The organism is Pseudoalteromonas sp. NEC-BIFX-2020_015, assembly GCF_012952265.1.
Classification (GTDB): domain Bacteria; phylum Pseudomonadota; class Gammaproteobacteria; order Enterobacterales; family Alteromonadaceae; genus Pseudoalteromonas; species Pseudoalteromonas neustonica.
This window is the reverse complement of the sequence record NZ_JABCJL010000007.1, coordinates 1-19382: the sequence shown is the minus strand read 5'-3', so window position 1 is coordinate 19382 and position 19382 is coordinate 1. Positions and strand designations below refer to the sequence as shown.

The following is a 19382-nucleotide window of genomic DNA, read 5'->3' as shown; positions in this document are numbered from 1 at the left end:
TTTCTATGCTATTTAAGACTAAAGCTGATTAGTTTTTTCGCTCTCTTGGTCTTCATATTTAGTTGACCATGCATTGAGCAACGCTTTTACCAACGATGCCAATGGAATAGCAAAAAATACGCCCCAAAAACCCCATAACCCACCAAAAAATAATACGGCTACAATAATAAACACCGGATTTAAATCAACAGCCTCAGAGAACAACAATGGCACTAAAACATTACCATCAAGTGCCTGTATGATGCCGTACACAATAAGTATAGTCCAAAAGTGGGTTTCTAAACCAAATTGAAATAACGCAACAGCAGCGACAGGAATAGTCACAAGTGCAGCTCCCACAAACGGGATCAACACAGAAAAACCCACCAATACACCTAGTAATGCTGCATAACGTAAATCAAAAATAGTGAATGCAACAAACGATACCGAACCAACTATAAGAATTTCAAATACCTTACCGCGAATATAATTCATGATTTGCTGGTTCATTTCATGCCAAACCTGCAAAATTAAACGGCGCTGTTTGGGGATTAATTTTTCTGCACTTTTAACTAGCTCAAGCTTATCTTTGAGCATAAAAAAGACCAATAGTGGCACCAAAATTAAATAAATAAGCCAAGCAACAACATCTTTTAATGACGTCAGCGAAAAAGAGAGCAGCACTTGCCCAAAATCGATTGCTTTTGCTTCAACACTTGTTACAACTGATTTGACCTGTTCTTCGCTTATTAAACTTGGGTATTGCTGTGGTAAATGAAGCAAAAATGACTTTCCTTGCTCAATCATATGCGGCGTTTCTTGTACCAAGTTACTTGTTTGTTGCCAAAGTACAGGACCAATACCAATGATCAGAGTTAGCATAAGGCCCGTAAATATGAGCATTACAATAACCGTGGCCGTAAAGCGACGTAAGCCAAGTCGTTCTAAATGTGCAGCTGGCCAATCAAGTAAATAGGCAATTACCAATGCCACTAACACCGGAACAATAAATGCGCCAAAAAAATAAAACATCGCCATTAAAGCGATTAATAAAAATAGCAAGGTAACAGAGTGTGGATCTGAGAACTTCCTTTCGTACCACGTTTTTACATATTCAAACACAATTTGGCTCCACGATTAACAACCCATGCTGTTGTTCTAATTTATATTGATAATTATTTTTCTGTAAAAACCGTTCAATATCTTGAATCGGTTGTTGTTCCAATATTCTAAATTCAATAGTTTGCTGAGCTAATAATGCCTGCCGTAACCCTAATTTAAACTGAATAAATTGCTGCGGGCATTTAAATACACGTAAATCCTGCTTTAACATAGTGAATAATTATACCTGCTGAAATAAACAATTAGTCCCATAACTTAAGTAACCACACGCCTTATACCATAGCTGACAATAACAAAAGTAACTTTTCCTTAAAACAAACATCACAATGGTTTATCCTTATAGCATAGTTTGTAGTAAGGATAGGTTAATGCCTGGCACGCATAATAAAGCGCAACTACCCAGTAATCCAACTATCAAAGAGATTAACTGGTATAAAAAACAAATAAACTGGGGAGAGCTTCCCCCTTTTTATCATCTTGTGGCATCCTCGGTGAGTGAGGCGGAAGGTATTCTTGAACACGGCTTTGACAATGCGGTGAAAAGGTTAATTGATAAACGTAATTGGAATATCGATTTACTCGATGGCCATGAGGACTCTGTTGGCGAAATTCACTGCAACAAAAAACCTCGAATTGCATTACATCAAGTATTCACAGATCGTGGTTTTGAATTATGGGCATTACCCTATGCTAAAGATGTGACCATTGATCAATATGTCAAAGACAATCGTTTTATGGAATTTAATGTATGGGATCCCCATTCAATGAAAAACCTGATCCGCATTAACCAGTTACATAAATTTATTGGTTTTTATTTTGAGCGTGGTGACAAAGCCGATAAAGCCGTCATCCTTCATGCGCATAAGGTAGTCCATAAAATTATTAATTTTTTACAACGAGAATTGAACGTAGTAAAGCTTGATGGAGTCACAATAAAAGAGTTATACCAATTATGCGAAAAAGACAGTCGCGCATGCAGTGATGAAATTGATATTGCTAAACTCATGCTCGGTGAAAATCTTAACAAGGAATAAAATGCAGCTAAAATCAGTCTTTATTACACTATTCAGTGCCTTTTTAACGTTTAGTATCCTGATCAGTGAACCATTAAAGGCGCAAACCAGCTTTAAACTTCCTGATCTTGGCACATCAGCGCTGCAAGCTTTACCGCTTGAAAAAGAACAAGCAATCGGTGCAGTAATGATGATGCAAATTCGTGGTTCATCACCGGTAGTAAGTGATCCCGTTTTAGATGAATACTTAACAACAATTGGCCGTAAATTAGTTGCCAGTGCCAGTGATGTACGTTTTCCATTTTCATTTTTTTGGATAAATAACCCCGAAATAAATGCCTTTGCTTTTTATGGTGGTCATGTCGGGGTACATACAGGTTTAATAGCACAATCAGATAACGAAAGTCAGTTTGCATCTGTACTTGGCCACGAAATAGCCCACGTAACCCAACGCCATCTAGCACGTCGGATCCAGCAACAACAAGATAATAGCGCCCTGACTATAGCGGGGATGATCGCTGGTATTCTTGCAACTGTCGTGTCTCCTGATGCTGGCCTAGCGATTATTTCAGCCAATCAAACACAAGCGGCCTTCAGCCAATTGACTCATAGCCGCTCAGCCGAGCAAGAAGCCGATCGTATTGGTATGCAAACGCTAAATAATGCGGGATTTGACCCTTACGCCTCAAGTGAGTTTTTAACTAAGCTCGCAGCACAAATTCGTTACAAATATAAACCCCCAGCCTTTTTACTTACACACCCCTTACCTGAAAGTCGCGTGTCTGATGTACGCCTACGAGCCCAACAATTTGATAAACGTCAATTACCTGATAGCTTAAACTTCAACCTTGCAAAAAGCCGCGCTATTGCCCGCTATCAATATGAACCTGTTGCAGCTGAAAACTTATTTAGAAAACTGCTTCGTGAAAACAGTTTTTATAATACTGCCGCACTTAATTATGGTTTAGGTATTAGTTTGCTCGATCAAAAAAAGCTTGCTACAGCTGCACCAATTTTAAATGAGTTACTAGCCAGCGATCCAAAGAATTTATTTTACATTGATACGTATACCGACTTACTTATCGCACAAGAAAAAGCAGCTGATGCCGTTAAATATTTAGCACCGCTGCATCAAAATCGTCCTAATAACCAAGTAATCACACTAAATTATGCCAATGCCGCAATAGAAGCTAAGCAATATGATGTTGCCGAACGAATATTAAAGTCATTTTTATTAGAAAAACCAAATCATAACTTAGGTAAGCAATTAATCACTGACACATTTAAAAAACAAGACAATTTAGCCGCTTACCATGAAGCAAATGCCGACGTATATGTTCAATATGGTGCTTATTTGAAAGCTGCTGACGAAGTCCAAAAAGCATTAAATTTTGTAAAACCTGAAGAATTAAATAAGCAGCAGCGTCTCAAAGCATTACTTACGCAATACCGACAAATGCAAAAAGAACTCGCGAGGCTTTAAGTCTCGCGCCGCTTGCCTTAAAATAGCCCTACTTTATCTAATTGGATTGTTACTATGCCTGTTACTATTTTTCATAATCCGCGTTGTTCAAAATCGCGTGAAACACTTGCTCTACTTGAACAAAAATCGATTCAACCAGATATTATTGAATACCTTAAAACCCCATTAAGCCAAGAGCAGATCTGCATTTTGATTAAACAGTTAGGTTTTTCTTCTGTACGTGAACTAATGCGCACCAAAGAAGATATTTATAAAGAACTTAACCTTAAAGATGAACTCAATGAAGATACTCTACTTGCCGCTATGGTTGCGCACCCAAAATTAATTGAGCGCCCTATTGTCGTCAATAACGATAAAGCGGCGATTGGTCGTCCACCAGAACATGTACTAAGCATACTTTAATGAGTGTAACCATTGTTGTTTTGTACCACTCAAGCCATGGCTCTGTCGCAGCAATGGCTCATGAAATTGCTGAGTCCATTGAATCTCAAGGTGGTACAGCATTATTGCGAACATTTGAAGTAAGAGACCCGCACGATATCGTGATCAGTAAAGATGATTTGATTAAGTGCGATGGTCTAGCATTTGGTACCCCGACTCGATTCGGTATGATGGCCTCACAAGCGAAAGCTTTTTGGGAAACCACCAGCGAGTTGTGGTTAAAAGGGCAATTAATTGATAAACCAGCCTGTGTATTTTCATCATCCAGTAGTATGCATGGTGGCAATGAGGCGACGTTGCTCAACTTATCATTACCCTTGTTGCATCACGGTATGATGCTAATGGGCGTGCCTTATGAAGTACCGGAACTGCTTGCAACTCAAACCGGTGGCACTCCTTATGGAGCAACTCATGTTGCTGGTGCTCAAAATAGCGCTCAATTGAGCAAAGACGAAATAAAAATTTGTCAAAGTGTTGGTCAACGCTTAGTCAAAATAACGAGAAAATTACAATGACATCGCAAAGCGATTTAAGTCCTCAAACCATACCTAAAAAAGCGATTACAGTACGCTTTCAACGCACTGCTATTATCGGCTATATTGGCTTATTAGTATTAATGCCTATTTGGTTATTTCTAATTGCACCACGAGAAGGCTATAGCAACGGGTTTATTTTTGTTGTTTATATTTTACCGCTCCTATTACCACTCAAAGGCATTATCCAGGATAAACCCTACACTTATGCATGGGCAAATTTCATTGTCATGCTGTATTTCATTCATGGCCTCACGTTACTGTGGATTGCTCAAGATCAACTGCTATGGGTATTATTAGAATTGCTGTTTGCAAGTATGATGTTTGTAGGCTGCACTTACTACGCACGCCACAGAGGCCAAGAACTAGGATTGAAAATTAGAAAGCTAAAAGATGAATTAGCACAAGAAAAAGCTGAGCAAGAATACGATCGAAAAAATCAGTAAATATATTTCGAGTATTCTCATTAAAAACGCGCCATTTGGCGCGTTTTTAATTTTGGCAGCTAGGGCGTGTTGACCTTTCGTGATTGATTTTGCAGCAGACTGTTTGGTTTTTAGGCAAGGCAGAGCCTATGTCGTGTGGTTGTTCCCCATAAATAGGCGATAACGCAGTATAAATGCCAAACATGCGCTGCCCAAAGGGTTCTTCCGAGGGGCGATTGACTCTTTTTTGCTCGGTTTTTACTTATTCTCACATGGATGTGAGCCAGTAGAATAACGCAGGAGCAGTTATCGAGCCCGCTAGGTTACAAACCTCGCGCCGCGATTAAATCGCCCCTAGATTGAACAAATTTCAATCCACAAAGGTCAACACGCCCCAACTAAACGAGCCCGCTTAACGTTGCTAGCGCGACAATACTCGCTAAACCTAGCTGCCCTACTAAGCTAAATAATGAAAAACACCTTAATACAAACAATCCCCAAGGATGTTTAATATGTGGATATAATGCACACCGCTTTAAGCTCATCGCAAAGAAAAAACACACTAATGAAAACATCGTCAATGTTAGCGTTATTTCACTTTTACCTGACAAAGAATCATCAAAGAAGAAAAACAACTGAAATGGTAATAATAAAGTAACTATCGCATGTAGCCCGTGGACTTTCTTTATTCGCGTAAACTGACCATCTGGCGATAACTCTTTAATACCAAAATCACGTTCCAAGCATTTTACTAATTGTGTCGCTTTTATACTAACAGCAAGTCGATAACAACTTAACCCGTCAATATTTTGAGTCCTAAAATCATAACCTGATTTAAGTAATAGCACCATCAGAGGCTCATTTTTAGCAAACACGGCATAATGTAGTGCCGTATTACCTAAACTATCTTGCTGCTTTTTATCTTGTTGCTCCAAGAGCGTTTGAACCAAATTTACATACCCTTTCTCAACAGCCCACATAAAAGCCGTTTTTCCATTCTCATCAGCTAACGTCCCCGTTGCACCTTGTTCAATAAAGCGCATCGCCATTGTCTGTTTTGCAGTTTTAAAACTCAAATGAGCAAGTAAGGCCTGCTCTAATAGCATGACCGAATCAACATCCGGTGAAACTTGAGTCAGCAAAGTAAAATAGTCTTTACCACCTGCGACTTTTTTAGCCGCCAATTCACTTAGTTGCGAAACAGAATCAATTGAGTCAGGAATAAAACAGCTAAAACGCTCACGAAAATCAACTTCTTTCCATAAAGCTAACGCATCTTGCGCACTCACTTTGCTTGCTGATGATAAAGCGTGCTCAATAACCGTAAAATAGCGTTTAGAAAAAAGTTGAGAAATCAACGATATTGGCGTTTTAATTGCAGCTTGTCCGGCAACACTCGCATACTTTTCAAGACGCTGACAAAGCATAAGCACTAAGCTTTCTGGGGTATATTCATTATCATAATAATGATTTTTTGCAGCGTTAATATAATGCTGTGCTGAATCGTCATATTCACAAATATGCTGAAAATAACACTCTTCAAATGGCTCAAGTGGCGTTAACCAAGTTAAATAATAGATGGGAGGTAATACAGTGGTACAAACGCCATCGTCTTCTTCATTAGAGCGACAGGCTGGCCATGCTTCTAAAGCATCCAAAATGAATGCACCGTTTTGCTCAATAAGTCCTTTGACTAACAACGGGTATTCTTTAGGCCAAATAAGTACATTTTCCATTAAAAAAACATAACTCCAGTGTCTATCTTACTCAGGTATAAAGGTCAGTTCGCGAGTTTAACAACACCAAACTGACACTGCGCTTAATATAATAATTTATAGGCGCTTATTCTAGCACACCTTGATCGACACGCTAGCGCAAAGAGTGTGATTTTAAAAGAATAATAATGGTATTAATATAAAGCGACAAGTCACTTTCGTAACTTATCGCTTCTGGTTGGAGGCGGGATAAAAGTGCTTATTTACTACTCAGTTCGCGAGTAACTTGGTCAAGCCCTACTTCAGAAATACGTTGAATCACTTCTTTTTGTTTAGCACTCAATAAGGAAATACCTTCAGCAACGATATCATATACTTTCCAGCTACCATCTTTACCGTGGCGAAGTTTAAAGTGCAGGTCTATTGTTGGGGCTTGTGAATCTATAATTTGTGTTTTTACTGTTGTAAAATCCCCGGTGGTGACATCATTATTTTTTTCAAATTTGATCTCTTGCCCGGTATATTTCATCAGTGCACTGGCGTATGTCATTGTCAAATAGTGCTCAACCGCACTAATAAACCCTGTAGCTTGCGCCCGCTCTATGCCTTTAATATGCTTACCTAACAATTTGTATGAAACAAACTTCACATCTATATGCGGCATTAAATGCTTACTTACAATGGCTGACATCTCATGCTTTGACGCATTACCTTGGCTATTAACTTTACCTATATCACTAAATAACTGGTCCCCAATAGAGACTAATAATTGCTGTGGATCTTTTGCTGTTTGCGTCTGAGCCATCAAAGAAACGCTAAAAAGTAAAGTCAGTAAAAACACACCGCGGCTAAGTAATTTCATGTTGATTAGACCCTTAATAATTCTGATACGCTAATTTACTTGCTCACTAAGAGAATAAAAAGACACAATAGTGAACATAATTAATGCCAATCAGGCACCAATCAATTTAATTCTTTACTATCATAATGTTAGATAGAAGCGACAACTACACATAAAACTAAACAAAAAGCCCTAGGGCGTGTTGACCTTTCGTGATTGATTTTGCAGCAGTATGTTTGGTATTTAGGCAAGGCAGAGCCTATGTCGTGTGGTTGTTTCCCATAAATAGGCGATAACGCAGTATAAATGCCAAACATGCACTGCCCAAAGGGTTCTTCCTAGGGGCGATTGACTCTTTGTTACCTACAGGGATGTAGGTAAGGGGCGTGAGCAGGACGCGGAAGCTTTGCTCGGTTTTTACTTATTCTCATATGGATGTGAGCCAGTAGAATAACGCAGGAGCAGTTATCGAGCCCGCTAGGTTACAAACCTCGCGCCGCGATTAAATCGCCCCTAGATTGAACAAATTTCAATCCACAAAGGTCAACACGCCCTAGCAATATTACTAGGGCTTAACAGCGTAAAGAGGTTTACTTTAAGCGTTTACTTTAGTTCTTCACGCAGTTCTTTAGTCGCTTTAACCATGTTATCAAGTGCTTGGCGGGTTTCTTCCCATCCACGTGTTTTTAAACCACAATCTGGATTCACCCACAAACGCTCAACGGGTATTTTACGCGCGGCTTTGTGGATTAACGCTTTGATCCATGCAGTATCTGGCACGTTTGGTGTGTGAATATCGTATACACCAGGGCCTATATCATTTGGGTAATCAAAGTTTTCAAATGCATCTAGTAGCTCCATGTTTGAGCGTGATGTTTCAATAGTGATCACATCGGCATCCATATCCGCAATAGCGGCAATAATACCGTTAAATTCCGCGTAACACATGTGCGTATGAATTTGTGTTTCGTCTTTCACACCACTGGCTGACACTCTAAATGCATACGCTGCCCACTCTAAATAGTCTTGCCATTGGGTGGCTTTGAGTGGCATACCTTCACGAAATGCAGGTTCATCAATTTGAATTATCTCAATGCCCGCATTTTGTAAATCCACCACTTCATCACGCAGCGCGAGTGCTATTTGATTTGCAATGCTTGGTTTATCTAAATCATCACGAATAAATGACCAAAACAAAATAGTGACAGGGCCTGTTAGCATGCCTTTCATTTTTTTACTGGTAAGCGACTGCGCGTATTGAGTCCACTGAACCGTCATTGCTTTTTCGCGTGAGACATCTCCCCAGATCACCGGCGGCTTCACACAGCGAGAGCCATAGCTTTGCACCCAACCAAACTGGGTAAAAGCAAAACCTTCAAGCAGTTCACCAAAATATTCAACCATGTCATTACGCTCAGCTTCACCATGTACTAATACATCTAAATCAAGCGCTTCTTGCTCTTCTACTGCGTAGCGGATTTCGGCTTCCATTTGATTTTGATAGTCAGTGGCAGATAATTCACCGGCTTTAAAATCACGACGCGCTTTACGGATAGCCTGTGTTTGTGGGAATGAACCTATCGTGGTTGTCGGTAATAATGGTAAGTTAAGTGCTCCATGTTGTTTTTCAATTCGCTGAGCAAATACATTCTCACGCTCCCCCTCTTTTACGGTTAACGCACTTACTCGTTGTTGCACTGCTGCATTATTGACACGTGTTGATGTTAAACGTGCTTTTACAGGGGCTGAGTAAGTAACTAAATCACGGTTATCATTGATCTCAAGTGCTGCTTTTAACAATGACAGCTCTTGGCCTTTTTGTTTTGCGAAAGCAAGCCAGGAGCGTAACTCATCATCAAGCTTTTCTTCTTGCTCTAAATCAACTGGCGTGTGTAATAAAGAACATGACGGAGCAAGCCATAAATTATCACCGCGCTTTGTTGCAATGTCTTTTATCGTGGAAAATACCGCATCGAGGTCTGCACGCCAAATATTACGGCCATTAACTACACCTAATGATAGAACTTGATCAGCGCTCAATAACGAATCAATCTGTGTAAAATCGACTTTAGCTGCAACACAATCAAAATGTACACCGTCAACTGGATAAGCAGCTATATCATCATAGTAAGCACTCACAGAGTCAAAATAACTAGCCAGTAACAACTTTACACCTTGACCTGCAAGTGCGTTAAAACTTGCTTTTAATGCATGGCGGTAATCATCAGACAACTCAAGAGCAAGAATAGGTTCATCTATTTGTACCCACTGAACACCTTGGCGCGCTAGCTTTACTAGGACTTGTTGATACACTGGCAACAGTTTTTCAAGTAGGCTTAATTTATCAAATTCTCTGCCCACACATTTTGCTAAATAAAGGTAAGTTACAGGGCCAACTAACACCACTTTTGCATTATGCCCTAATGCATGTGCATGGGTTACTTGATCAAATAACTCAGTCCAACTTAATGCAAACTGCTGATCACTGCTAAGCTCTGGCACTATATAATGATAGTTCGTATTAAACCATTTCGTCATTTCACTGGCTGCACATGAACAGCCTGTAGGTGCTCGACCACGACCGATGCGAAATAACGTATCAAGATCAATGCTACCATCTGTTTTTTGATGACGCTTAGGTACAGCGCCGATTAATAACGAAGTTGATAACACATGGTCATACCAAGCAAAGTCACCTACCGGTAATAACTCTATACCCGCATCGGCCTGTAACGCCCAGTTTTCTGCGCGGATCGTTTTACCTTGCTCAAGTAACTCTGCTTGGCTAATTTTACCAGCCCAATATGATTCGACTGCGAATTTAAGTTCGCGTTTTTTGCCTACCCGAGGAAAGCCTAGGTTATGTAATTGTGCCATATTAAAGAACTCCATTTAGCTATTTAGATGGCTAAAAATTTACACCTCTCCCTTACATTACACAATTGATGCTTCCTCCTATTTAACTTGAGGTAATTTCATATAAATATTTTTATAAATCAGAATAAATATAATGACAACGCTGTCAAATTTGATGCTATAGTGAAGTTGTAAACGTTAAGTAAAACAAATGACATTCTTTAGCCATCTAGACGTTGAAGCATCTTCAATAAAGGCGTATTATGTCTGCAATCTGAGTTAACCTCACTTATACCATGAGAATTATTAAAGATGATTGATGTAAAACATTTAAAGACCATTGCGACCTTAAAAGAAACCGGCTCTTTGGTGAATACCGCCCGCGAACTATTTTTAACTCAATCAGCTTTATCTCATCAGATTAAAGATTTAGAAAACAAGCTTGATTGTCAGTTATTTGAACGTAAAACTCAGCCTGTGCGGTTTACACCCCAAGGTATGCTATTACTTGAACTAGCGAGTGAAGTACTACCCCGCGTTGAAGCGACAAAATGCCGACTAAAGGAAAGCCTTAACCAGCCGATTTCGCAGTTAAGATTAAGTGTTGAATGCCATGCTTGTTTTCATTGGCTATTACCCACGATTAAAGAATTTAATAACTTTTGGCCTGATATTAAAGTAGATTATGAACGTGGCTTTAGCTACGACGCAATCCCTGATCTATTAAGCGACGAGTTGGATCTAGTGCTTACCTCTGATATCCGTGAACCCGATAAACTTGAATACGCACATTTATTTGACTTTAAACTTAAGCTGATTGTTGCCCCCGATCATGAGCTGGCAAAAAAAGCGTACGTTACTGCACTGGATTTGAAAAACGAAACCATTATTTCATACCCAATTCCACGCGAACGCCAAGATATATTTAAGCACTTTATTCAAAATGCACGTTTTGACGGCACCTTAAAAAACGTAGAGCAAGGCTTACTTATTTTTCAACTTGTCAGTGCGGGTATGGGCGTTGCGGCATTACCAGATTGGCTAGTAACGCCTTATGAGAGCCAAGGTTTAATCAAATCGATTCCCCTTGGCGCATTAGGGCTCACTCGCCCCATGTACCTTGCAATGAAAAAGAATATGCGGGATAACCCGGTTTATCGCCACTTTTTAAATACCTGTAAGTTAAATAACGGTCGATAAAATCAAGCGAACCCAGTAGCATACGTAAAACTCTTTTACTGATGCTACTGTGATGTTTGAACTTAAAAAAATCCTCGGCGCAATGCTCATGCCACTGCCCTTGTTCGGCCTAATATGTGCTTTGTGCTTTTTGATAGCTTTGCGTAACAACAAAGTCGCCGCATTTACTGGCTTACTCGTTACTTGCGCGCTAATGCTGATCAGCACACCGTTTATGGGCCAAAAAATAGTCGATCCTTCCACGCAACTTCAATATGTATTTAATTCTAAAAATCATTCAAAAATAGACAAGATAGTGGTACTTGGCTGCGATCTAATACCAAACCCAAACCTCAGTGCGAATAGCCAGCTGGGTAATTGTGCAAAAAGTCGTTTAGTAGAAGGCATAAGGCTTGCGTATCTTTATCCACACGCACAGCTTATTGTTTCAGGTGGGGGCTACGGCAAAGTCACCAATAGTCATTTAATGCAGCAAACAGCGATTAGCCTTGGAGTAAAAGCTAACCGTATAAAGCAAAACCCAGCAGCCATGGACACCGCCGACGAAGCTAAATTTTTAGCGCCTGCACTTGTGGATTTTAAAGTTGCGTTAGTCACATCATCGAGCCATATGCGCCGTGCAAAAGATTTATTTAACGCACAAGGGGTTGATGTAATACCCGCTGCGACTGACTTTTATGATTACTCTGCTTGGCCTGTCCATAAACAGTATGTCCCTAATGTAAATGTACTCTTAGCTGTAACACGTCAATGGCACGAAGTAATTGGCCGTGGTTGGATTGCAGTGCGCCGCTGGGTTGATCCAGAGGCGCTGTAGTTTCCAATCAACAGAATTTGACTTATTTTCAAACTGGGTTGTCTATATCAATAAAGGTAACGTCAAATCCATGTTGTTGTGCTAATAGCTCACCGAGCGCTTGGATCCCATAGCGTTCGGTCGCATGATGACCCGCGGCAAAAAAATCAATGTTTTGTTCTCGTGAACTGTGAATTGTTTGCTCTGATGCCTCACCCGTTAAATAAGCATCGAGTCCTTGGTTAGCAGCTAAGTCAATATAACCTTGCCCACCACCTGTACACCACCCTATGGTTTCAATTGGTTCATCACGCACTAAACTCACTAAGGGTTCTCGATTGAGTACCTCAGCTATTTTTTGCGCGAACTGTTCACCCGTCATAGGCGTTTTTAATCGCCCTTTTACTGCAACACTATTTGCTATCGGCTCTAAGCCGCCTGTCATTTCTAAATCGAGTAATTTAGCTAATTGTGCGTTATTGCCAATCTCAGGATGCACATCTAACGGCAAATGATATGCAAATAAATTAATATCATGATTCAGTAACGCACCAATACGGCGCTTTTTAATACCCGTGATAGGCTGTGCTTCGCCTTTCCAAAAATAGCCATGGTGCACTAAAATAGTATCTGCACCGAGGGCAATTGCAGCATCAATCAACGCTTGGCTGGCGGTTACACCTGTTACTATTTTTTGAATCCGTTCTCGCCCCTCAACTTGTAACCCATTTGGGCAAAAATCCTTAATTGAGTCAGGCTTTAAGATCGCATTTAATAACTGGTTAAATTCTCGACGTTGCATTTCATATTCCACATAAACGTTAGATTTTGTGCAAATTTTGGCGGTTATCTATTCAAAATGGAAGGGAAATCGCAAAAAATTGAAAAGTAACCCAAAAATAGGTATAAATAGGTATTCTTAATCTGTGTTTACAACGTATAGGGTCTCTGATGAGCAAACTAGACAAAACAGAAGTGTTAAATGCCTTTGAAGCAGCATATGAAGCAGCCAATGGTAATAAACCTGAAATCACCACCAAACCTGGTTGGTACAGCATCGATGGCGGCAAAAATTTGCGCCTTGCAGAAGTTGCTGAATTAACTGAACAGTTAACTTCAGGCGGTTCGTCTGAGAAAACAGTAAAAAAAGCGCCTGCTAAAAAAACCAAAACAAAAACGACTGTTCCAGCCGTTAAAAAAGCAGCATTTACTGTTACTACAGAAAATGAAGATGGCTACACAGCTGAAGAGTTTTGGATTGTGTACTTAGCGAGAAAAGAACATGACTGCCGCCTTCCACGCGGTGTTGTGTAATTTACAGCTAAGCAAACAAAAAAACCGCTCTTAAGCGGTTTTTTTGTGCTCACAATAAAGAGTCACTTTAACTATCAACCACGTACTCAAATAGCCACACACGACAATAAATACGGTGCCAATCAATACTGGCATAATTAAAAAGTCCCAACTTTGCCCGCTGCTTATAATTAAAATAGGATTGGCCCCTGCTGCTGGGTGAACTGTTTTAGTTAGCATCATCGCCGTTATTGCAAGACCCGTTGCTGTGGCAATACTAATAGGATCTGAGCCTATATAAGTGACAAACACGACCGCGATAAAAGCAGTGATCAAATGGCCTGCAATCACATTTTTAGCTTTTGCCAAAGGGCTATCTGGTATTCCAAAAACTAATACTGCCGTGGCGCCAAAAGGTGCCATAAGCCAGACCCCATAATTATTTACACTTTCTAAATACGCTAAAACCAACAATGTAAGCGCTGAAAACACCCCTGCAATGACAGCTTGATACGATCCATCATTCATAAATATAACTCCTAACTAAAAGTAGACCGACTTGTCTACACGCAAATGATAGACAAGTCGGTCTACTCATGTCAAGCTTACTTTTTTACAAGGAGCCATCATGGATAAGCGCACCCATATTATTAATACTGCACTGACAGCCTTCTATCAAAAAGGGATTCATGCGGTAGGTATTAATGAAATACTAAAAGAGTCTGGCGTTGCAAAAAAAACTCTTTATAACCACTTTGTCAGTAAAGATGAGTTGATTTGCGCCTGCCTTGAAGCCAGGGATAAACGCTTTAATCATTGGCTCAACGATCGGTTAAAAAACTGTGATACTCCTTTTGAAATCGCATCAGCGCTGTTTGGTTCACTCTCAATTTGGATAGATAATAAGGCCATAGAGCTTGGCGACTTTAATGGTTGTTTTTTTATTAATACTGCGGCTGAATTTCCACACAGCGACCACCCTATTGCAATACTTTGCAGTGCACACAAAAAAGCTGTTTTACAATTGCTGTTCGACAAGCTATCGCAAACAACACAACTTAAAAGCAAGTCAGAAAAAGCCAAGCAGTTAGCACAATTATTAATGACATTAAAAGAAGGTATGATCTGCCAAGCAAGAGTCATGCATTCTAGCAACCAACTATTGCAAGACCCATTATTACTACGACAACTTGTACAAAGCTATATACCCAAACCGCTTCAAGATGCAGACTTCAGCGTTTCATAGGGACTTAATATCAAGGCGTTACTTTGTTGTTAAAAAATAAAGCGGCTATTTAGCCGCTTTTAATTAGTCTATAACGCTAATAATTACTTATCTTCAAAGTAAAGTTTATCGCGTTCTTTTTTACCAACTTCATTCATTGTTGCCGCATCAAATAAACGACCGTTGATCATGGTGTAATCAACTTTATCTGTATCACGAATATTCGTCAGCGGATTACCGTCGATGATCATTAAATCGGCTAATTTGCCTACTTCTAACGAACCAATATTTTGATCAAGGCCTATGTATTTGGCCGGATCAAGCGTCGCGGCGCGAATTGCTTGCAGTGGGGTCATTCCACCTTGGGCAAACATCCAAATCTCCCAATGTGCAGCCAACCCTTCACGTTGCCCATGCGCACCTAAATTAACTAGTACACCTAAATCTTGTAGCTCTTTTGCTACACGGGCATTATTAAAGTGATTGTAGTGATGATCGGGCGCTTTAACTCGACGCATTGAACGCGGTAACAATTGATTTTTAGGTACGAATTTACTTAAGCGTGGATGATTCCATACGTCCGTTTTATCGTACCAGTAGTTTTCACCCCAAATACCACCATACGCAACACCAAGAGTAGGCGTATAACCTACATCACTTTGTGACCAAAGCTGCTTAATATCGTCATAAATGTTTGCAACAGGAAGTGAGTGCTCAATACCTGTATGGCCATCAACCACCATGGTTAAGTTATGTTGTAATAACGATCCGCCTTCTGGCACAACCATCATTTCCAGCTCTCGACCAGCTTCTATCACTTGCTGGCGTTGCTCACGACGGGGTTGGTTATATGATTTAACACTAAACGCACCCACTTTCTTTAAACGCTCTAAATGAAATTTAGCATCATCTAACGAATCAATATGCGACGTATACCCTGGCATATTGGCGCCATATAAAATAGTCCCGGTAGAGAAAATACGCGGGCCTACAATAGCCCCTGATTTTTGCATTTCACTTGCAGCAAAAATTTCAGTGGTATCATTAGAAGGATCATGAATGGTTGTTACACCTAATGATAAACCAGCTAGGTTCTTCCAGTTTTGCTCTGGAATAATTTCATTACTCGCTTGCGAGCCGTGAGCATGCGCATCAACAAGCCCTGGCATAATTGTTTTACCAGTTACATCAATGATTTTTGCACCTTTTGGAATGCTCACATCTGCTACACTGCCCAGTGCTTTAATATGCTTACCATCAGTTAGCAACACACCATTTTCGATAACTTGCTCACCTTTCATGGTGATAATACGCGCACCCGTTAGGGCTATCATGCCTTTCGGCTCAGCTATTTTGCGAGTAAAACTGATGTTATCGCCGCTTTCAACTTTAAAATCAGTGTCATCAGCTTTATTAATATCAAACAACCCAGCTAAGCTTGCGTGATAAAGCTCAGGGCCGAGTGTCCAATATAGTTTATTGCTATTTGCACTCCAACTGATGCTTTCACCCGCACGTACTGAGAGCTGTTCAATCGGAAATTGACTATCTTTAGGGCCTATATTAATGGTTTTACCGCTTTCAACTAGCGGCGTAACAAATACTTTAAAACGCTCAGCAAACGCAAGGTATTTTCCATCAGGCGATACTCTAAATTCAGTTGCATGCTCAGATTCATACAGTTTACTGACTTTCTTAGAATCAAGTTCAACAACACTTAATGTTGGCTTTGGCCATGGACTCATAATGAATACACGGTCGTTTTGCGCACCAAATTGTGGTTGATAGCCACTTTTTGTAATTAGCTCAGCTTTGCCGCCTTTTGTGCTCACCGCGTAAATGCCTGTGTGTAACGACCAATCAGGGTTTAATATGCCGCCACCCGATGTTTTTCTATACACAACTGTTTTGCCATCTGGGCTAAATGTTGGCTCTACATATTTGCCCGGTTCAGTGGTTATGTCATCGCCACGCCCGCTGCGAGCAGATACAACACGAACAGCACCCTGCTCATTATCGTCCCATGTTACATAAACTATTTTTTTACCATCGCGAGAAAACTGCGCAAATAACTCAAAATGATCATCTTGTTTCGTTAAACGCTTTATTTTACCTGACGCTAAATCACGTTTATAAATATGCCCAAGCGCTTCAAAAATAGCGGTTTCGCCATCTGGAGATACCTGTACATTGCGCAGCATTTTTACATCAAATTCATCGGCATCAATATTTTGTGTAAAACGCACCGCTTTTTGAATTTTTTTACTTGTTTGTACTTCAAATGGTACCGTCTCAACATCGCCATCTTTCACATCAAGCTTATGGATTGTACCACCCGCCCAAAATACCAGCTCTTCATTATCTGGTGTCCAAGCAATTGTTGGATAAACGCCATGGATAGCCCATGTTTCTTGCATGTCACGCTCAAGTTTATCGTACAACTTTGTGTGCTGACCCGACGTTAAATCATATATGTAAAGGCTCGTTTGAAAATCATCTCGCTTAATATAGGCAAGTTTTTTACCATCAGGTGACGGTGTTGGACGAATCGCCCCACCCATACCACTTATAATTGTTTCGATCTCACCTGTTTGACGATCATAACGTTTAATTTTGTAGATACCCGCAACCGAGTCTTTTGAATAATGAAACGTTTTACCTGGAGTCGAATCATGCGAGAAATAAACGTAACGGCCATCAGGCGAAAACATCGGCTCACCTAAATCTTTTTGATCGTCAGCACGTTTAGTTAACTGTACACCTTTACCACCTGCTTTGTGATAAAGCCATACTTCACCCGCACCTAATGAACGACTTGCCGTAAAATGCTTACGTGCAACTAAATAGTCGCCATCAGGGCTCCAAGCAGGACTATTAAGAAGACGAAAAGTTTCGTTCGTTACTGCTGTTTGGTTTTCACCGTTTAAATCCATTAGCCAAATGTTATCGCCGCCACCTTGATCTGAGGTAAACGCAATATGTTTACCATCTGGGCTAAAGCGTGGCTGCATTTGCCATGCAATATCAGTTGTTAATTGAGTCGCCTTACCGCCCGACATCGCCATAGTATAAATATCACCGAGCAAATCAAACACAATGGTTTTACCATCTGGGCTCACATCAATATTCATCCATGTGCCTTGTGACACACTAATAGTCGCATCGACAAATTGCCCTTGCGGTGCATCAACTTGCCACTTTTTATCATCAGTACTTTCTTGTGCCTGTGCTTGACCATAAAGGGCCAATGACATTGCTACAGCCATTGTTGTATGGAGCATTGCTTTCATTGCTATCTCGCTTGTTCTTGTTGTTTATTAATATTGATTGCAACAAAAACGATAGCAACTTACCAGCGATATCTGATAAAGCGTCTTAATTTGGCGGTTAATGCCATTTAATTGGGTCAAATTGATAGTAGCCAACTAATAAGCTGTAAATTTCTGGATCGTAGTGTCGAAGTTCACTTGGCTTTTCTAAAAAGGTTTCAGTGATCACAGCAAAAAACTCCGCTTCATTTGTTGCACCATAACTATGGATAACATGAGGCATACTATAGGCAACGTGTGTTTTTAATTGATTAAAAGCACGGCTAAAAATGCGCCCCCACTCTTGATAGTCTGACTCTTTAGTGAGTAACGGAGTGCCGGTGGTTTTACCTGTTTCTTGATCTAGCTGATGAGCAAACTCATGAAACACAAGATTATGCCCATCGTTTGGTAATCTATTACCCTCAAGTACGTCGTGCCAACTAAGCACTAACGTGCCACCAGGCCAAGACTCTCCCTGACGAATAGTATTATGGTAGCTGACTAAGCCTGCGCTATCCCGGGATGTTTGTGGTGCATAATAAGCGCTGGGATAAAGCAAAATTTCTTTAACGTTTTGATAAAGTGGCCACGGTTTATTTAATACTAATAAACATGCATCAGCAGCAACAATTAATTTCATACCCTCATTGAGTTTTAAACCATCACAACCTATGAAACGTTTTTCATTCAAAAACCAAACAATATGGCGCTCTAGTTTCTCACGGTCAGCATCTGTCATCTTTTGATAAATAGGCATACAGCGTAACAACAGCGCTTTTTGTTTTTCATCTAAATGATAATCTTGATATTTTTTTTGCCACAAGCGATTTTGAATTACTGGCCAACGCCAATAAATAACCACAAACGCTACCAGTGCGAGTACTAACAATCCGTTTACCATTAAAGGGTCCTATTAACAGAGATAAACTATTAATATGTCCGCTTAGGGCAAAATTCAATCATTTCATAGCAGTTACATAAAAACCGCCCAAGAACTATACCCAAGCCACCTCAAGATGCAAACTTCAGCGTTTCACAGGTGTTTAATATCAAGGCGTTACTTTGCAACAATGGCAGTCCCTTTTAAGAAGTAACAACGATGAGAGTAAGCGCCTGTGAAACGCCCAACGGGTTGGTTTAAAAGCAATT

Annotated in this window: 18 protein-coding genes; 9 read left to right on the top strand and 9 right to left on the bottom strand. The window is 40.2% G+C overall.

Annotated features, from left to right (window positions below):
* Window positions 1-18 precede the first annotated feature (18 nt).
* Window positions 19-1101, bottom strand: a complete 1083-nt coding sequence (locus tag HH219_RS06845) for an AI-2E family transporter (protein WP_054205473.1) — start codon at window positions 1099-1101, stop codon at window positions 19-21.
* Window positions 1094-1312 (bottom strand): hypothetical protein, encoded by a 219-nt coding sequence (locus tag HH219_RS06840; RefSeq protein ID WP_054205474.1) that lies wholly within the window; start codon window positions 1310-1312, stop codon window positions 1094-1096. The genes HH219_RS06845 and HH219_RS06840 overlap by 8 nt, the downstream gene beginning before the upstream one ends.
* 157 nt (window positions 1313-1469) lie before the next feature.
* Between HH219_RS06840 and HH219_RS06835 the strand changes: the two genes are divergently transcribed.
* From HH219_RS06835 to HH219_RS06815, 5 genes are read left to right on the top strand one after another with little or no spacing between them, the layout of a single operon-like run.
* Window positions 1470-2135 (top strand): hypothetical protein, encoded by a 666-nt coding sequence (locus HH219_RS06835; RefSeq protein WP_169326999.1) that lies wholly within the window; start codon window positions 1470-1472, stop codon window positions 2133-2135.
* Window position 2136: 1 nt separating this feature from the next.
* On the top strand, window positions 2137-3597 hold the full coding sequence (locus HH219_RS06830; RefSeq protein WP_169326998.1) for a M48 family metalloprotease: 1461 nt from the start codon (window positions 2137-2139) through the stop codon (window positions 3595-3597).
* A 54-nt stretch (window positions 3598-3651) separates the two neighbouring features.
* On the top strand, window positions 3652-3999 hold the full coding sequence (gene arsC, locus HH219_RS06825) for an arsenate reductase (glutaredoxin) (RefSeq protein WP_169326997.1): 348 nt from the start codon (window positions 3652-3654) through the stop codon (window positions 3997-3999).
* Window positions 3999-4553: an NAD(P)H:quinone oxidoreductase gene (gene wrbA / locus HH219_RS06820; protein WP_054205478.1), complete on the top strand. Its 555-nt coding sequence runs from the start codon at window positions 3999-4001 to the stop codon at window positions 4551-4553. The genes arsC and wrbA overlap by 1 nt, the downstream gene beginning before the upstream one ends.
* The gene (locus tag HH219_RS06815; RefSeq protein ID WP_054205479.1) at window positions 4550-5017 is read left to right on the top strand and encodes a DUF2069 domain-containing protein; all 468 of its coding nucleotides are present in this window, start codon (window positions 4550-4552) and stop codon (window positions 5015-5017) included. The genes wrbA and HH219_RS06815 overlap by 4 nt, the downstream gene beginning before the upstream one ends.
* A 377-nt stretch (window positions 5018-5394) precedes the next feature.
* On the opposite strand, the gene HH219_RS06810 is transcribed toward HH219_RS06815, so the two are convergent.
* The 3 genes from HH219_RS06810 to metE form a co-directional block, all read right to left on the bottom strand.
* Window positions 5395-6732, bottom strand: a complete 1338-nt coding sequence (locus HH219_RS06810) for an ankyrin repeat domain-containing protein (RefSeq protein ID WP_064435997.1) — start codon at window positions 6730-6732, stop codon at window positions 5395-5397.
* A 238-nt stretch (window positions 6733-6970) separates the two neighbouring features.
* A complete protein-coding gene (locus tag HH219_RS06805) occupies window positions 6971-7573 on the bottom strand; it encodes an ABC transporter substrate-binding protein (protein WP_064435998.1) in 603 nt (200 codons plus the stop codon).
* Between the two features lie 582 nt (window positions 7574-8155).
* The gene (gene metE, locus HH219_RS06800) at window positions 8156-10429 is read right to left on the bottom strand and encodes a 5-methyltetrahydropteroyltriglutamate--homocysteine S-methyltransferase (RefSeq protein ID WP_169326996.1); all 2274 of its coding nucleotides are present in this window, start codon (window positions 10427-10429) and stop codon (window positions 8156-8158) included.
* A gap of 291 nt (window positions 10430-10720) precedes the next feature.
* Here metE and HH219_RS06795 point away from each other — a divergent pair, with 291 nt between their 5' ends.
* Both HH219_RS06795 and HH219_RS06790 read left to right on the top strand, forming a co-directional pair.
* Window positions 10721-11608: a LysR family transcriptional regulator gene (locus HH219_RS06795; RefSeq protein ID WP_054205483.1), complete on the top strand. Its 888-nt coding sequence runs from the start codon at window positions 10721-10723 to the stop codon at window positions 11606-11608.
* 52 nt (window positions 11609-11660) lie between these two features.
* A complete protein-coding gene (locus HH219_RS06790; RefSeq protein ID WP_054205484.1) occupies window positions 11661-12425 on the top strand; it encodes an ElyC/SanA/YdcF family protein in 765 nt (254 codons plus the stop codon).
* A gap of 28 nt (window positions 12426-12453) precedes the next feature.
* Here the strand turns inward: HH219_RS06790 and HH219_RS06785 are convergent, their stop codons facing one another.
* Window positions 12454-13206 carry a Nif3-like dinuclear metal center hexameric protein gene (locus HH219_RS06785; protein WP_169326995.1) on the bottom strand — a complete coding sequence of 251 codons (753 nt, stop codon included), beginning with the start codon at window positions 13204-13206 and terminating at the stop codon, window positions 12454-12456.
* Window positions 13207-13355: 149 nt separating this feature from the next.
* On the opposite strand from HH219_RS06785, the gene HH219_RS06780 reads away from it, so the two are divergent.
* A complete protein-coding gene (locus HH219_RS06780) occupies window positions 13356-13718 on the top strand; it encodes a hypothetical protein (RefSeq protein WP_064436001.1) in 363 nt (120 codons plus the stop codon).
* Window positions 13719-13748: 30 nt separating this feature from the next.
* On the opposite strand, the gene HH219_RS06775 is transcribed toward HH219_RS06780, so the two are convergent.
* The gene (locus HH219_RS06775) at window positions 13749-14225 is read right to left on the bottom strand and encodes an HPP family protein (protein WP_064436002.1); all 477 of its coding nucleotides are present in this window, start codon (window positions 14223-14225) and stop codon (window positions 13749-13751) included.
* A 100-nt stretch (window positions 14226-14325) separates the two neighbouring features.
* Here HH219_RS06775 and HH219_RS06770 point away from each other — a divergent pair, with 100 nt between their 5' ends.
* Entirely contained in the window at window positions 14326-14943 is a 618-nt protein-coding gene (locus tag HH219_RS06770; RefSeq protein ID WP_054454158.1) for a TetR/AcrR family transcriptional regulator, read from the top strand.
* An 83-nt stretch (window positions 14944-15026) separates the two neighbouring features.
* On the opposite strand, the gene HH219_RS06765 is transcribed toward HH219_RS06770, so the two are convergent.
* Window positions 15027-18212: an amidohydrolase family protein gene (locus tag HH219_RS06765; protein ID WP_054205489.1), complete on the bottom strand. Its 3186-nt coding sequence runs from the start codon at window positions 18210-18212 to the stop codon at window positions 15027-15029.
* A gap of 97 nt (window positions 18213-18309) precedes the next feature.
* Window positions 18310-19134: a M90 family metallopeptidase gene (locus HH219_RS06760; RefSeq protein WP_054205490.1), complete on the bottom strand. Its 825-nt coding sequence runs from the start codon at window positions 19132-19134 to the stop codon at window positions 18310-18312.
* Window positions 19135-19382 lie beyond the last annotated feature (248 nt).

What these genes read in the sequence shown, in the direction of transcription:
- HH219_RS06840 (WP_054205474.1), bottom strand. Translation starts at nt 1,312, where the DNA reads ATGTTAAAGCAGGATTTACGTGTATTTAAATGCCCGCAGCAATTTATT.
- HH219_RS06835 (WP_169326999.1), top strand. Translation starts at nt 1,470, where the DNA reads ATGCCTGGCACGCATAATAAAGCGCAACTACCCAGTAATCCAACTATC.
- HH219_RS06830 (WP_169326998.1), top strand. Translation starts at nt 2,137, where the DNA reads ATGCAGCTAAAATCAGTCTTTATTACACTATTCAGTGCCTTTTTAACG.
- arsC (WP_169326997.1), top strand. Translation starts at nt 3,652, where the DNA reads ATGCCTGTTACTATTTTTCATAATCCGCGTTGTTCAAAATCGCGTGAA.
- wrbA (WP_054205478.1), top strand. Translation starts at nt 3,999, where the DNA reads ATGAGTGTAACCATTGTTGTTTTGTACCACTCAAGCCATGGCTCTGTC.
- HH219_RS06815 (WP_054205479.1), top strand. Translation starts at nt 4,550, where the DNA reads ATGACATCGCAAAGCGATTTAAGTCCTCAAACCATACCTAAAAAAGCG.
- HH219_RS06810 (WP_064435997.1), bottom strand. Translation starts at nt 6,732, where the DNA reads ATGGAAAATGTACTTATTTGGCCTAAAGAATACCCGTTGTTAGTCAAA.
- HH219_RS06805 (WP_064435998.1), bottom strand. Translation starts at nt 7,573, where the DNA reads ATGAAATTACTTAGCCGCGGTGTGTTTTTACTGACTTTACTTTTTAGC.
- metE (WP_169326996.1), bottom strand. Translation starts at nt 10,429, where the DNA reads ATGGCACAATTACATAACCTAGGCTTTCCTCGGGTAGGCAAAAAACGC.
- HH219_RS06795 (WP_054205483.1), top strand. Translation starts at nt 10,721, where the DNA reads ATGATTGATGTAAAACATTTAAAGACCATTGCGACCTTAAAAGAAACC.
- HH219_RS06790 (WP_054205484.1), top strand. Translation starts at nt 11,661, where the DNA reads ATGTTTGAACTTAAAAAAATCCTCGGCGCAATGCTCATGCCACTGCCC.
- HH219_RS06785 (WP_169326995.1), bottom strand. Translation starts at nt 13,206, where the DNA reads ATGCAACGTCGAGAATTTAACCAGTTATTAAATGCGATCTTAAAGCCT.
- HH219_RS06780 (WP_064436001.1), top strand. Translation starts at nt 13,356, where the DNA reads ATGAGCAAACTAGACAAAACAGAAGTGTTAAATGCCTTTGAAGCAGCA.
- HH219_RS06775 (WP_064436002.1), bottom strand. Translation starts at nt 14,225, where the DNA reads ATGAATGATGGATCGTATCAAGCTGTCATTGCAGGGGTGTTTTCAGCG.
- HH219_RS06770 (WP_054454158.1), top strand. Translation starts at nt 14,326, where the DNA reads ATGGATAAGCGCACCCATATTATTAATACTGCACTGACAGCCTTCTAT.
- HH219_RS06765 (WP_054205489.1), bottom strand. Translation starts at nt 18,212, where the DNA reads ATGAAAGCAATGCTCCATACAACAATGGCTGTAGCAATGTCATTGGCC.
- HH219_RS06760 (WP_054205490.1), bottom strand. Translation starts at nt 19,134, where the DNA reads ATGGTAAACGGATTGTTAGTACTCGCACTGGTAGCGTTTGTGGTTATT.